Origin of the sequence: Pseudomonas saponiphila (assembly GCF_900105185.1) — a bacterium.
In the GTDB taxonomy this organism is placed as follows: domain Bacteria; phylum Pseudomonadota; class Gammaproteobacteria; order Pseudomonadales; family Pseudomonadaceae; genus Aquipseudomonas; species Aquipseudomonas saponiphila.
In genome coordinates this window covers 1923837-1937500 of record NZ_FNTJ01000001.1, presented here as the reverse complement: position 1 = coordinate 1937500, position 13664 = coordinate 1923837, and the positions used below count along the sequence as shown (strand labels likewise).

Here is a 13664-nt window from a genome sequence, read left to right as displayed (position 1 = left end):
CCCGGCTGCTGCAGATGCGCCACGCTCAAGTATTGCTTCAGGCAGCGGCGCAATTTATCCCGATTCTGCCGGCCCTCCCCTCCCAGACGCTCCAGGCTCTGGCTCAACTCGCGCTCGACGATAGAACCGAACAGCTCATCCTTGGACCCGAAGTGAGTGTAAAAAGCCCCGCCACTCAGACCAATGGCCTTCATCAACGCATCCACACCGACGGTGGAAAAACCCTCGTTCTTGGCCTGGATTGCACTGCTCTGCAACAGGCGTTCGCGGGTTTCCTGCTTATGACTGGCTGAATAACGCATGACTGAAGCACTCTCCTGCTGGCTTGACGACCGCAAAATCGTAGCATAACGTCCGTTTAGTTAACGACCGTTTACTAAAGAGCGAACCTCCCATGACTACAGCCCCGAACAACAACAAAGTGGTACTGGTGGTCGGCGCCGGCGATGCTACCGGCAGCGCCATCGCCAAGCGTTTTGCCGCGCAAGGCTTCACCGCCTGCGTCACTCGACGCAGCGCAGACAAACTGCAACCGCTGGTGGAAGCCATCCGGCAAACCGGCGGCCAGGCCCATGGCTTTGCCTGCGACGCGCGCAAGGAAGAGGACGTGGTCGCACTGATCGAACAGATCGAAACCCAGATCGGCCCCATCGAAGCATTCATCTTCAACATCGGCGCCAACGTACCCTGCAGCATCCTTGAGGAAACCGCCCGCAAGTACTTCAAGATCTGGGAGATGGCCTGTTTCTCCGGCTTTCTCAATGCCCGCGAAGTGGCCAAGCGCATGGTGACGCGCCAACGCGGCACCATCCTGTTCACTGGCGCCACCGCCGGGGTCCGCGGCGCCGCCGGTTTCGCCGCCTTCGCCGGTGCCAAGCACGGTATCCGCGCCCTGGCCCAGAGCATGGCCCGAGAACTGGGGCCGCTGAACATCCATGTCGGCCATATCATCGTCGACGGCGCCATCGATACCGATTTCATCCGCACCAGCTTTCCCGAGAAGTACGCCCTCAAGGACCAGGACGGCATCCTCAACCCCGAACACATCGCCGAGAACTACTGGTACCTGCACAGCCAGCCCAGGGATGCCTGGACCTTCGAGCTGGACCTGCGCCCCTGGAACGAACGCTGGTAAGCCACTGCCCCCACAACAATCAGAGAGTTCACGACATGAGCCAGAAAGTGGAGTTCTTCTTCGACCTTGGCAGCCCGACCAGCTACCTGGCCTATACCCAACTGCCGAACATCTGCGCCCAGACCGGCAGTCAACTGGAGTACCACCCCATGCTGCTGGGCGGAGTCTTCAAAAGCACCGGCAACGCCTCCCCCATCAGCATTCCCGCCAAGGGCCGCTACATGCTGCAGGACCTGGCGCGATTTGCCCGGCGCTATCAGGTTGAACTCAACTTCAACCCGCACTTCCCCATCAATACCCTGCTACTGATGCGTGCCGTGACCGGCGTGCAGTTGCACATGCCGGAACGCTTCGTCGAATTCATCGACTGCCTGTTTCGTGCCCTCTGGGTCGACAAACGCAACCTGAACGACGCCACCACCGTCACCCAGGTGCTGGAGCAAGGCGGTTTCGACCCACAGCAGATCCTCGACCTGAGCAATGAAGAACAGGTCAAGGCCCGGCTCAAGGACCAGACCGACCAGGCATTGCAACGGGGTGTCTTCGGCGCCCCCAGCATGTTCGTGGGGGACCAATTGTTCTTCGGCCAGGACCGCCTGGATTTTGTCCGAGAGGCCTTGAGCGCGGGCTGAAAAGCCGCGCCCGTCAGCCGCGACGGACAGGGACTGCGGCCTCAACCACATTGCATGGCTGAGGCCTTCCTTCAATCCTTCAGATCGGCGCGGTGCGCAGGTTCAACCACTCCAGCGCGGCGCCTTCCAGCAGCGGGGCAAGACGCCGACGCACTTCATCGTGATAGCCGTTGAACCAGTCCCGCTCCTCCTGGGTGAGCAGTCCGGGTTCCAGGCAACGGCTGTCGATCGGGCACAGGGTCAGGGTTTCAAAACCGAGGAACTCACCAAACTCGGTGGTACCGATCTCGCGGTTCAACGCCAGGTTCTCGATTCGTACCCCCCAACGCCCGGGACGATAGGTCCCCGGCTCGATGGAAGTGATCATCCCCGGCTGCATCGCCGTTTGCGGCGCTGGAGCCGCCTGATAGGCGATCACCTGCGGCCCTTCATGCACATTGAGGAAGTAGCCCACGCCATGCCCGGTGCCGTGTCCGTAATCCACGCCCTCGGCCCAGATCGGCGCCCGGGCGATGGCATCCAGCAACGGCGAAAGAATGCCCCGCGGAAACTGCGCCCGCGACAAGGCGATCACGCCCTTGAGCACCCGGGTGCAATCGCGCTTCTGCTCGGCGCTCGGGGTGCCGATCGGCACCATGCGAGTAATGTCGGTGGTGCCCCCCAGGTACTGACCGCCAGAGTCGATCAGCAGCAGGCCATCGCCCTCGATCACTGCATGTTCTTCAGGAGTGGCGTGGTAGTGAGGCATCGCCCCGTTGGCATTGAAGGCCGCGATGGTATTGAAGCTCAGAGACACATAGCCCGGACGCCGTTCACGAGCGGCAGTCAGGTGCTCATCAATGGTCAGTTGCGGATTTCGGAGCACCGTGACCGGCCGTTTCGGTTGATCGTGACCGGTCATTTCGCTAACGCGTGACCGCTCATTTCGGTAGCAACGTGACCGATTTTCCGCCTGTTCCGAAACAGGTGGTCACGGCTTACCGAAATCGCCGGTCACGACTTAGCGAAAGCCTTCCCCTTCGTTGCGCATGACCTGATGCGCCGCCATCCTCGACCGATTTCGGGAGAGGAAGATGGCGGCGCCGCGAGTAGCCATGCGAAACATCAAAGAATGTCTGCGCCTCAAGTTTGAGGCCGGCTTGTCCCACGAGAAGATTGCCCGTGCCTTGCAGCTGTCCAAGGGCGTGGTTAGCAAGTACATCGCGGCGGCGCGGGTGGCCGGGCTGGACTGGCCGGCGCTGGTGGCCATGGACGAGGCCGCGCTGGCGGCCGCCTTGTTTGCACCGACGTCGACGAACAAGCCGCGCGGTGAGCGAGTGCTGCCCGATGTGCTGAGCATCCACCGCGAGTTGCGACGCAAGGGCGTGACCTTGCAGCTGCTGTGGGAGGAATATCTCGCCGCGCATGCGGGCCAGCCGACCTACCGCTACACCCAGTTCGTCGAGCACTACCGGCGCTACGCCCAGACGCTCAAACGTTCGATGCGTCAGCTGCACCGTGCGGGCGAGAAGCTATTCATCGACTATGCCGGGCCGACGCTGCCGGTGGTCGACCCGGCCACCGGCGAAGTGCGCCGGGCGCACATCTTCGTCGCCGCCCTGGGCGCCTCGAATTACACCTATGCCTGCGCGACGCCAGGCGAAACCCAGGTGGACTGGCTGACCTCGCTGGGCCAGGCTCTGACCTACTTTGGCGGCGTGCCGGAAATGGTTGTGCCGGACAATCCGCGCGCCCTGGTCGCCCAGCCGGATCGCTACGAGCCGGGCCTGAACCGGGCCACGCTGGAGTGCGCGCGTCATTACCAGACGGTGATCCTGCCGGCACGGCCACGCAAGCCTCAGGACAAGGCCAAGGCCGAGGTGGCGGTGCAGGTGGTCGAGCGCTGGATCATGGCGCGGCTGCGCCATCGGCAGTTCTTCAGCCTGCATGCGCTTAACCAGGCCATCGCCGAGCTGCTGGAGGATCTGAATCGGCGCCCGTTCAAGCGGCTCGATGGCTGCCGGCGCGACTGGTTCGAGCGCCTGGATCGCCCGGCCTTGCGAGCGCTGCCGGTGCATCCCTACGAGGTCGCCACCTTCAAGCGCTGCAAGGTCAGCATCGACTACCACATCGAGGTCAATGGCAGCTTCTACAGCGTGCCCTCCGCCCTGGCCCGGCAGAACGTGGACGTGCGACTGACGGCACACACCCTGGAAGTGCTGCATGGCAACCGGCGGGTGGCCAGCCACCTGCTGCTGGGGCGACGCGGCGCTTACAGTACCCAGCGCGAGCACATGCCCGCGGCGCACCAGGCGCATCGCGAATGGACGCCACAACGCCTGCTCGACTGGGGCGCGCGGATCGGCCCCTACACGCGCCAACTGATCGATCACCAACTGACCCACAAGCCGCACCCGGAGATGGGCTACCGCGCCTGCCTCGGCCTGCTCTCGCTGGCCCGGCGCTATGGCAATGCACGCCTGGAAGCCGCTGCCGAACGTGCCGTACACCTGCGCGCCTTCACCGGGCGCAGCGTGCGCAACCTGCTCCAGCAAGGCCTGGATCAACAGCCGCTGCCCCAGCGTGCCGCCGAAACGACCTTACCCGGCGACCACGAGAACGTCCGTGGCGCCGACTACTACCAACCCCCGCAACAGGAGCTGTTCGATGATGCCGCAACACACCCTGAATCAACTGCACCAGCTACGCCTGGACGGCATGGCCCGCGCCCTGGAAGAGCAATGGACGCTGCCGGCCAGCCACAGCCTGAGCTTCGATGAACGCCTCGGCCTACTGCTCGACCGCGAACTGGCCTGGCGTGACAACCAGCGCCTGGTACGGCTGCGCAAGAAGGCCAAGCTCAAGTACGCCAACGCCTGCCTGGAAGATCTCGACCGCCGCACCGGACGCGCCCTGGACGAGCGTCTGATCGCCACCCTGGCCAGTGGCGACTGGATCCGCCAGCAGCACAACCTGCTGCTGACCGGCCCGACCGGTGCCGGCAAAACCTGGCTGGCCTGCGCCCTGGGCAACCAGGCCTGCCGCCAGGGCTATAGCACCCTGTACCTGCGCACCCCGCGCCTGCTGGAACAACTGCGCATCGCTCATGGCGACGGCAGCTTCGGCCGTACCCTGCAACAGCTGGCAAAGGTCGACGTCCTGGTGCTGGACGACTGGGCGCTAGCCCCGCTGGAGGAAGGAGCCCGGCATGACCTGCTGGAGGTGATCGACGACCGCGCTGGCAGCCGCTCCACCATCCTGACGAGCCAACTGCCCATCGAGCACTGGCACGGCTGGATCAACGACCCGACCCTGGCCGATGCCATCCTCGACCGCCTGGTGCACAACGCCTACCGACTGACGATGAAAGGCGAGTCGCTGCGCCGAAAAAAAGCCGAGGAACAAGCCGCATCGTGACCGATGCGATTACAATCCAGAACCCGCGCAACCGGGGTGGAAGCACCGGTCACGTATTAGCGAAACGCTCGGTCACGTTCACCGAAATCCGCAGTCAGTTCGGTGACTCGCTCGCGCCCCAGGGCACTCTCCAGCCAGGCAAAGAACTCACACAGCGCCGCGCCGTCCTGCTCCATGGCCCGACGAATATGCTCGGCATCCGCCGGGCTCTTGCGCGACTTGGCTAGGGTGGTGGGATTGAGCCCCTCCACCAGCGTCACCCCCGAACGCAAGTTGTTCAGCAAACCAGTGGTCACCCGCGCCGGGTCGATCTGCAACGTCGCGCCTTCAGGCACAGCGGCCAAGGCCGCCGCCACCTCCGTGTAATCCCGCAGGCTGACGCCGTCGGCCTCCAGCACCCCGCGCAACTGCGGGTCGACCTTGCTCAAGGCCACGAACAAAGTGGCCTGCTGCTGGCTGATCAGGGCGAAAGAGACAAACACCGGGTTGAACGAAACATCCGCCCCCCGCAGGTTGAACAGCCAGGCGATGTCATCGAGGGTGGCGATGAAATGCCACTGCGCGCCACGTTCGCTCAGGGTTTCGCGCAGCTTGGCCAGCTTCTCCACCCGGCTCTGCGTGGCCTGGGGCGGCAAGTGTGGATAGACCGGTTGATCCGGCAGGCCAGGACGATCGCTCCACGCCTGCTGCAGCAGATCGATGTCGGTGCGCAAGCTGGCCCCGCGTTCCTGCAACCGGCTACCCAGGGTACGGGCCGAGGCCAGCGCCATGACCGCGCCGTCCACCGCCACCACCGCGCCTGACGGGGTCTGTTCCGCCAGCCAGTCCAGAGGGCCGGGCTGACCCGGCTGCAACTTCACCAGATCAATGCCGCTGCCCTTGAGTTCCTTGCTCGCCTGTTCCCAGTAACGGCTGTCGGCCCAGAGCCCGGCGAACTGCGCCGTCACGATCAGGGTGCCCACCGAGCCGTGGAAGCCCGACAGCCACTGGCGCCCCTGCCAGTAACCCGGCAGGTACTCCGACAGATGCGGATCGGCCGAAGGCACCAGCAAGGCATGAATGCCCTCGCGGCTCATCAACTGACGCACATGCGCCAGGCGCTGGGGGACCACTCCATGGGACGTTGGCTGGGTACTCATTGTGACTCCTTAACCGGCTTAATCATTGTTATGGAAGGTCGAGATCGCTCGCCCCTCAAGACTGGGCTCCGGCCCAGAATGCCGGAGCAGTGGCGCATGACGCCTTGATCAATTGTGCAGCGCGATCCACGTCCTCTTCGCGGGTGAAGCGTCCGAGACTCAGGCGAATGGTGCGACCGGCCTGCAACGGGTCATGCCCCAGGGCCAGCAGCACATGGGACGGGGCATTGCTGGCCGAGTTGCAGGCCGAAGTCGCGGAAAACGCCAGGGACGCACTCAACGCCGCGGCGTCAAAGCCCCCCTCGCTGAACGTCAAGCTCAGGGTATGGGGAATGCGCTGGGTGGCACTGCCATTCAAGCGCAGGCCGGCCACCCCCGCCAGTTGCTCCAGCAGGCGTTGGCGCAAGCGCACGATGGTGGCGGTTTCCTCGTCGAACAACTCGCCGGCCAGGGCAAAGGCCGCCCCCATGGCGGCGATCTGGTGAGTGGCCAGGGTGCCGGAACGCAAACCGCCCTCATGCCCGCCACCATGGATCTGCGCCTGCAAGCGTCGCTGCGCCCGCGCTCCGACATACAGCGCACCAATGCCCTTGGGGCCGTACACCTTGTGCGCCGAAAACGACATCAGATCCACCGGCCAACGCTCAAGATCAATGGCCACCTTGCCCACGCCCTGAGCCGCGTCCACATGCAACAGGGCGCCATGCTCACGCACCACCTGGCCAATCGCCGGAATGTCGTTGAGGGTGCCCAATTCGTTGTTGACCAGCATCAGCGACACCAGAATGGTGTCATCCCTCAGGGCCTCGCTCACCGCCTGGGCGCTGATCAACCCCTGCGCATCGGGCAGCAGGTAGGTCACCGCCACACCGCTTTCCTGCAACTGGCGAGCGGTGTCCAGCACGGCCTTGTGCTCGATCTGGCTGGTGATGATGTGCCCGCCTTCCACCCCCCGAGCCTGTAGCACGCCCTTGAGCGCCAGGTTGTTGGATTCGGTGGCGCCGGACGTCCAGACGATCTGCTCGGGCTGGGCGCCCACCAACTGCGCCACTTGTTGCCGGGCATGTTCGACGCTGCGTCGCGCCGCCTGGCCAAAAGCATGGGAACTGGAGGCCGGGTTGCCAAAGTTGGCGTTGAACCCCAGGCACTCCAGCATCACCTGAATGACCCGCTCATCCACCGGCGTGGTAGCGGCATAGTCGAAATAAAGAGGACGTTTGTTCATGACAGAAAGACCCGCAGAGCTGGTTCCAGGATCGGCATTGGCTCAAAGAGCAGCATGCACAAACGCGCCGTACAGGGACGGCGCGTCAACAGCAGGCGCTGAGCAATAGCCGATCGGATGCAGTTAAAGAAGCACAACTTCGTCTAAAAGTGCGTAGGAACGCTCCTGGGGCGCAGCTTAACAGGCTCGGGGCAACGCGTTGAAGCACCGCTCAACTGATGTTCTCCAGCACCAGCGGCGCCAGGGAAATCACCAGCAGGCCGGCCATGGCCAGATTGAACAGGCGCAGCCAGCGCGGATTGCGCAACACATTGCGCAACAGGCTGCCGCAGGCCGCCCAGAGGCTCACCGTCGGCGCGTTGATCAGGGCGAAGACCGCCGCAATCACCAGCACATTGGTGAAATAGCCCTGCAAGGGGGTGTAGGTGCTGATGGCGCCCACCGCCATGACCCAGGCCTTGGGATTGACCCACTGAAAGGCCGCCGCGCCCCAATAACCCAAAGGCTGCCCCTGGCCCCGCTGATCGTCGTTCATGGGCCCGGAGCGGGCGATGTTCCACGCCAGGTACAGCAGGTAGGCCGCACCGACATAACGCAGCACGCGGTACAGCACCGGATAGGCCTCGAACACCGCCCCCAGGCCCAGGCCGACCGCCAGCACCAGCACGAAGAAACCACAGCTGATGCCGAGGATATGCGGGATAGAGCGGTTGAAACCGAAGTTCAGGCCCGAGGCCAGCAACATGGTGTTGTTGGGGCCGGGGGTGATGGACGTGACCAGGGCAAACAGCGCGAACGCCAACAGCAGGTCGGGGGAGAGGCTCATGGGGGCAAGGTCCTGGGCTAGATCGATCAAGCCTCGACCCTAACCCGGCACCGACCCGGAACTCACGGACAGTTGTTGAAAACTTTGACCCGTACAGTTTTTATCAACTGGCCGGTTGGTGACGACTGATATTGCGCTGGGCGCTCATCTCGCCCTGACGGTCGAACGCTGCAGGGCGCGCCAGCAGCCGGGCTTTTTCCTGCTGGTACGCATCGAACGACAGACCACGCCGGTTCAAGGCTTCCAGCGCCAGCTCGCGACTTTCCTCGGCCGTGTAAGGGCGCAATTCCGGCGCGCCCGCGCTGGCACAACCGGCCAGCACACTGGAAATCAACAGCAGCAGAACAACGGAGTAAGCCTTCATGACGTGCACCTGAAGCGGGTTGCGAACAATGAACACAGGCTACTCGCGCACCGTCAGTGGCAAAAATCATCCCGCTCGATAGTCGCTATCGACTTTTCCAGGGGCTCGGACAGCCCGTTCTTATTCCATAACAACCTATAAATATGGAAACAAGCTCTTTTGAGGAATAACAACAAGCCTTTATAACAGCGACATCCCGTTGCCCAACTGTTGCCGGAGCAACTGTTGGCCAGGCAACAGCCGATCAACAAAACAGTGCCCGAACAACAACAGCCAGCGCCGGCACAGCCCGCCAAGCCCCCGGATTACCGGGCCCTGGCCGGTTGGTACAGCTCTTGCTCCAGTGCAGGTACACCTGTCATTGCTCGTTGAGCCACTGTTTAAAAAGGAACCGATCATGTCCCGTCCCCTGAACGTCGTTGCCCTCTCCGGTGGAACCTGGCGCCCGTCCCGGACCCTGGTGCTGACCCAGGCCCTGTTGAGCGAGCTGTCCAACCACCTGCCCATCAACAGCCACCTGATCGAACTGGGCGATATCGCCCGTCCAGTGGGCGGCGCCCTGTCGCGCCAGGAACTGCCGGCCGAGGTCGAAGCCGAGCTGCAAGCCATCGAAAACGCCGACCTGCTGATCGTTGCCGCCCCGGTTTACCGCGGCTCCTATCCGGGCCTGCTCAAGCACCTGTTCGACCTGATCGATCTCAACGCCCTGATCAACACCCCGGTGCTGCTGGCCGCCACCGGTGGCAGCGAACGCCACGCCCTGGTCCTGGATCACCAACTGCGTCCGCTGTTCAGCTTCTTCCAGGCCCTGACCCTGCCGATCGGCGTCTACGCCACCGAAGCCGACTTCAGCAACTACCAGATCACCAGCGAACTGCTCAAAGCCCGCATCCAGCTGGCTGCCGAACGGGCTGCGCCGCTGTTTGGCGCGCAACCGAACAACCTGCTGAAAATCGCTTAAGGAACTGTCATGGATGTGTTCTGGTTTCTTCCGACCCACGGCGATGGCCACTTCCTCGGCACCGCCCAGGGCGCGCGCCCGGTCACCCTCAACTACCTCAAGCAAGTGGCCCAGGCCGCCGACAGCCTGGGCTATCACGGCGTGCTGATTCCCACCGGGCGCTCCTGCGAGGACTCCTGGGTCATCGCCTCGGCCCTGGTGCCCCTGACCGAACGCCTGCGCTACCTGGTGGCGATCCGTCCGGGGATCATTTCCCCCACCGTCTCGGCGCGCATGGCCGCCACCCTGGACCGGCTGTCCAACGGGCGCCTGCTGATCAATGTGGTGACCGGCGGCGACCCGGACGAAAACCGTGGCGACGGCAGCTTCCTCAGCCACAGCGAGCGCTACGAAGTCACCGACGAATTCCTGCAGATCTGGCGCCGGGTGCTGCAGGGCGAAGCCGTGGACTTCGAAGGCAAGCACCTGCACGTACAGAACGCCAAGGCGCTCTACCCACCGGTGCAGAAGCCCTACCCGCCGCTGTACTTCGGCGGCTCCTCCGAAGCCGCCCACGAACTGGCCGCCGATCAGGTGGACGTCTACCTGACCTGGGGCGAACCACCGGCAGCCGTGGCACAGAAGCTTGCCGACGTGCGTGAACGCGCAGCCCGCAAGGGCCGCACGGTGAAGTTCGGCATCCGCCTGCACGTGATCGTGCGCGAAACCGAGGAACAAGCCTGGCAAGCCGCGGACAAGCTGATCGAACACATCAGCGACGAAACCATCGCCGCCGCCCAGCAATCCTTCGCCCGCTTCGACTCCGAAGGCCAGCGGCGCATGGCCGCGCTGCACGGCGGGCGACGCGATCAACTGCAGATCGCCCCCAACCTCTGGGCCGGGGTCGGCCTGGTGCGTGGCGGTGCCGGCACCGCCCTGGTGGGCAACCCGCAACAAGTGGCCGAACGGATCAAGGAATACGCCGACCTGGGGATCGAGAGCTTCATCTTCTCCGGCTACCCGCACCTGGAAGAGGCCTATCGCTTCGCCGAACTGGTGTTCCCGCTGTTGCCCGAACCCTATGCCAGCCTGGCCGGCCGGGGCGTGACCAACCTCACCGGACCGTTCGGCGAAATGATCGCCAACGACGTGCTGCCCAACCGCCGCTGAAATCCCCAAAGCCGTTGTAGGAGCCGGCTTGCCGGCGAAGGCGACCTTCCAGCCCTCTTCGCTGGCAAGCCAGCTCCTGCAACTCGCAGCACCTTTTCCGGCCGCCACAAACGGCCACCCACGAGGAACACCGCGTGACTGCCAAACCGCAAAGCGCCCTGTTGTCCCCCTTGCAGACCGCCCGCCAACTGGCCGCCGAGTTTGCCCTGACCGCCGTCGAACGCGACGAGCGCGGCGGCACCCCCAAGGCCGAACGCGACGCCCTGCGCCAGAGCGGCCTGTTGGCCCTGAGCATTCCCCGCCAGTTCGGCGGCCTGGGCGCGCCCTGGAGCGAAACCCTGAACATCGTCCGCGAATTCGCCAAGGTCGACAGTTCCATCGCCCATGTCTTCGGCTTCCATCACCTGATGCTGGCCACCGTGCGCCTGTTCGCCAAGCCCGAGCAATGGCAGCCCTGGTTCGAGCAGACCGCCCGCAAGAACTGGTTCTGGGGCAACGCCCTGAACCCGCTGGACACCCGCACCCTGGTCAAGAAGCTCGGCGGCTGGCGCGAGTTTTCCGGGAAGAAAAGCTTCTGCTCCGGGGCCAGCGACTCGGAAATGCTCATCGCCTCGGCGGTGGATGAAAGCAACGGCGGCAAGTTGCTGATCGCCGCCATCCCCAGCGGTCGCAGCGGCATCACCCTGCACAACGACTGGAACAACATGGGCCAGCGCCAGACCGACAGCGGCAGCGCCACCTTCGAACGGGTGCGGGTCGAGGAATCGGAACTGCTGCTGGACCCGGGCCCCTTGAGCACCCCCTTCGCCTGCCTGCGCCCGCTGATCGCCCAACTGACCTTCACCCACATGTTCCTCGGTATCGCCGAAGGCGCCTTCGAGGAAGCCCGGCAGTACACCCTGAGCGAAACCCGGGTCTGGCATAAGTCCAGCGCCCAGGACGTGCGCCAGGACCCTTACATCCTCAGCCACTACGGCGAGTTCTGGGTCGCCCTGGAAGGTATCCGCCTGTTGGTGGAACGGGCCGCCGCCCTGCTGGACCAGGCCTGGGCCAAGGGCCCCAACCTCAGCGCCGAAGAGCGCGGGCACCTGGCCACGGCAATCGCCACCGCCAAGGTCGCCGCCAGCCGCCAGGGCCTGGACCTGTGCAGCCGGCTGTTCGAAGTCACCGGTGCGCGCTCGACCCATGCCTCCCTGCGCCTGGACCGCCACTGGCGCAACCTGCGCACCCAGACCCTGCACGACCCGCTGGACTACAAGCTCCACGAGCTGGGCGACTGGGCACTGAACCAGTCCCTGCCAACCCCGACTTTCTACTCCTAGTTGCCAATTTTCCGGAGAGTGCCGATGCAGCTGCTGACCCTACCCCCCTCGCCCGCCCTGGCGACCTCGATCCGCGCCACCGCCCAGGTGTTCGAGGACCCGAAATCCCAGGCCCTGCTGGCCCACCTGCAACAGGTGGCACCGAGCGAAGCCAGCGTGCTGATCATCGGTGAAACCGGGACCGGCAAAGAGCTGGTGGCACGCCATATCCACAACCTCAGCGCCCGGCGCAACCGGCCGTTCGTGGCAGTGAACTGCGGCGCGTTTTCCGAATCCCTGGTGGAAGCCGAACTGTTCGGCCATGAAAAAGGCGCCTTCACCGGCGCCCTCAGCGCCAAGGCCGGCTGGTTCGAGGAGGCCGACGGCGGCACCCTGTTCCTCGACGAGATCGGCGATTTGCCCATGGCCATCCAGGTCAAGCTGCTGCGAGTGCTGCAAGAACGGGAAGTGGTGCGCCTGGGCTCGCGCAAAAGCATCCCCATCGACGTGCGGGTGCTGGCGGCCACCAACGTCCAGCTGGAAAAGGCCATCAACGCCGGGCATTTTCGCGAGGACCTGTACTACCGCCTGGACGTGGTCAGCCTGGAACTGAGCCCGCTGCGCGAGCGTCCCGGCGACATCCTGCCCCTGACCCGGCACTTCATCGAGGCCTACAGCCAGCGCCTGGGCTACGGCAGCATCAGCATCAGCAAGGAGGCCGAACACAAACTCAAGAGCTACAGCTGGCCGGGCAACATCCGCGAACTGGAAAACGTCATCCACCACACCCTGCTGATCTGCCGCAACGGCGTGATCGAACAGGGCGACCTGCGCCTGTCCCACATGCGCATCGAACGCGCCGACGACAGCCAGCCGAGCCACGACGATTCCACCGAAGCCCTGCTGGAGCGGGCCTTCCACAAGCTCTTCGAGGAACAGGCCGGCGCCCTGCACGAAAAAGTCGAGGACGCCCTGCTGCGCGCGGCCTATCGCTTCAGCCACTACAACCAGGTCCACACCGCCAACCTGCTGGGCCTGAGCCGCAACGTCACCCGCACCCGGCTGATCAAGATCGGCGAACTGGCGGTGAACAAACGGCGTCCCGTCGATGCGCCCAACGAGCGCACCCTGCAACTGTCGATCTAGTCCGGCAAGTGGCAGTGCAAGGCATCGTCATGGCTGCGGGCAATGCTGCTGTGCACCTGGAATGAACCGAAGCTCACGGTCTTGGCCCGATGCGTCAGGATCAACTGCCAGAAATCCTGCTCGCCGCTCTCGAAGCGCCGGAAGGCCGCCTCGCCGGCCTCCCGGGATTGCCATTGCAGGTAATTGAGCACCCGCCGGCCATCGTCGCTGGCCTGCACGCTGGCATTCAAAAAGCCACCACAGCCCTGGGCCAGACGCTCCGTCTGCTCGACCAGAGCCGATACCAGAGCCTGCTGCTGGCGGGGTTCGATCTCGAATTCGATCAATTGGGTGAAACTGCGGTTTCTCTCGAAGGCGCTCATGAACTACTCCCTACGGCGGTCGGACAGA

General features: G+C 64.3%; 13 protein-coding genes and 2 pseudogenes (1 of these 15 only partly in view). 8 read left to right on the top strand and 7 right to left on the bottom strand.

The annotated features are described in order from the left end of the window. Positions 1-302, bottom strand: the 5' portion of a protein-coding gene (locus BLV47_RS09215) for a TetR/AcrR family transcriptional regulator (protein WP_092312421.1). It extends 268 nt beyond the left edge of the window; the window shows 302 of its 570 coding nt (coding positions 1-302); its start codon is at positions 300-302; the stop codon falls past the left edge of the window. A gap of 92 nt (positions 303-394) precedes the next feature. Here BLV47_RS09215 and BLV47_RS09210 point away from each other — a divergent pair, with 92 nt between their 5' ends. Together BLV47_RS09210 and BLV47_RS09205 are read left to right on the top strand one after the other, a co-directional pair. After that, positions 395-1135 (top strand): SDR family oxidoreductase, encoded by a 741-nt coding sequence (locus tag BLV47_RS09210; protein ID WP_092312418.1) that lies wholly within the window; start codon positions 395-397, stop codon positions 1133-1135. Positions 1136-1170: 35 nt separating this feature from the next. After that, on the top strand, positions 1171-1767 hold the full coding sequence (locus tag BLV47_RS09205) for a 2-hydroxychromene-2-carboxylate isomerase (RefSeq protein ID WP_092312415.1): 597 nt from the start codon (positions 1171-1173) through the stop codon (positions 1765-1767). A gap of 79 nt (positions 1768-1846) precedes the next feature. On the opposite strand, the pseudogene BLV47_RS09200 reads toward BLV47_RS09205, so the two are convergent. After that, positions 1847-2626, bottom strand: a pseudogene (locus BLV47_RS09200) (M24B family metallopeptidase); the annotation flags it as partial. A gap of 214 nt (positions 2627-2840) precedes the next feature. Between BLV47_RS09200 and istA the strand changes: the two are divergent. Further along, the gene (istA, locus tag BLV47_RS09195) at positions 2841-4526 is read left to right on the top strand and encodes an IS21 family transposase (RefSeq protein ID WP_062838241.1); all 1686 of its coding nucleotides are present in this window, start codon (positions 2841-2843) and stop codon (positions 4524-4526) included. Then, positions 4414-5163, top strand: coding sequence for an IS21-like element IS1474 family helper ATPase IstB (istB, locus tag BLV47_RS09190; protein ID WP_062838242.1), 750 nt, complete (start codon positions 4414-4416; stop codon positions 5161-5163). Before istA ends, istB begins: the two co-directional genes overlap by 113 nt. An 86-nt stretch (positions 5164-5249) precedes the next feature. On the opposite strand, the pseudogene BLV47_RS09185 reads toward istB, so the two are convergent. From BLV47_RS09185 to BLV47_RS09170, 4 genes and pseudogenes are all read right to left on the bottom strand, one after another. Then, a pseudogene (locus BLV47_RS09185) lies at positions 5250-6302 on the bottom strand (aminopeptidase P family N-terminal domain-containing protein); the annotation flags it as partial. A 55-nt stretch (positions 6303-6357) separates the two neighbouring features. Next, positions 6358-7527 carry a cysteine desulfurase family protein gene (locus tag BLV47_RS09180; protein ID WP_092312412.1) on the bottom strand — a complete coding sequence of 390 codons (1170 nt, stop codon included), beginning with the start codon at positions 7525-7527 and terminating at the stop codon, positions 6358-6360. Between the two features lie 211 nt (positions 7528-7738). Next, complete coding sequence (locus BLV47_RS09175) at positions 7739-8353, bottom strand: LysE family translocator (protein WP_060840329.1); 615 nt, start codon at positions 8351-8353, stop codon at positions 7739-7741. A gap of 103 nt (positions 8354-8456) precedes the next feature. Then, a complete protein-coding gene (locus BLV47_RS09170; protein ID WP_092312409.1) occupies positions 8457-8717 on the bottom strand; it encodes a hypothetical protein in 261 nt (86 codons plus the stop codon). A gap of 397 nt (positions 8718-9114) precedes the next feature. Between BLV47_RS09170 and msuE the strand changes: the two genes are divergently transcribed. The 4 genes from msuE to BLV47_RS09150 all read left to right on the top strand — a co-directional run bounded on the left by msuE (position 9115) and on the right by BLV47_RS09150 (position 13274). Beyond that, positions 9115-9678: an FMN reductase gene (msuE, locus tag BLV47_RS09165; protein ID WP_092312406.1), complete on the top strand. Its 564-nt coding sequence runs from the start codon at positions 9115-9117 to the stop codon at positions 9676-9678. 9 nt (positions 9679-9687) lie between these two features. After that, positions 9688-10827 carry an FMNH2-dependent alkanesulfonate monooxygenase gene (gene ssuD / locus BLV47_RS09160; RefSeq protein ID WP_092312403.1) on the top strand — a complete coding sequence of 380 codons (1140 nt, stop codon included), beginning with the start codon at positions 9688-9690 and terminating at the stop codon, positions 10825-10827. Between the two features lie 134 nt (positions 10828-10961). Beyond that, positions 10962-12149 (top strand): acyl-CoA dehydrogenase family protein, encoded by a 1188-nt coding sequence (locus tag BLV47_RS09155; RefSeq protein ID WP_092312400.1) that lies wholly within the window; start codon positions 10962-10964, stop codon positions 12147-12149. Beyond that, on the top strand, positions 12150-13274 hold the full coding sequence (locus BLV47_RS09150) for a sigma-54 interaction domain-containing protein (protein ID WP_371921014.1): 1125 nt from the start codon (positions 12150-12152) through the stop codon (positions 13272-13274). On the opposite strand, the gene BLV47_RS09145 is transcribed toward BLV47_RS09150, so the two are convergent. After that, on the bottom strand, positions 13271-13636 hold the full coding sequence (locus BLV47_RS09145; protein WP_092312394.1) for an antibiotic biosynthesis monooxygenase: 366 nt from the start codon (positions 13634-13636) through the stop codon (positions 13271-13273). The two genes, BLV47_RS09150 and BLV47_RS09145, sit on opposite strands and share 4 nt — an antisense overlap. Between the last annotated feature and the right edge of the window lie 28 nt (positions 13637-13664).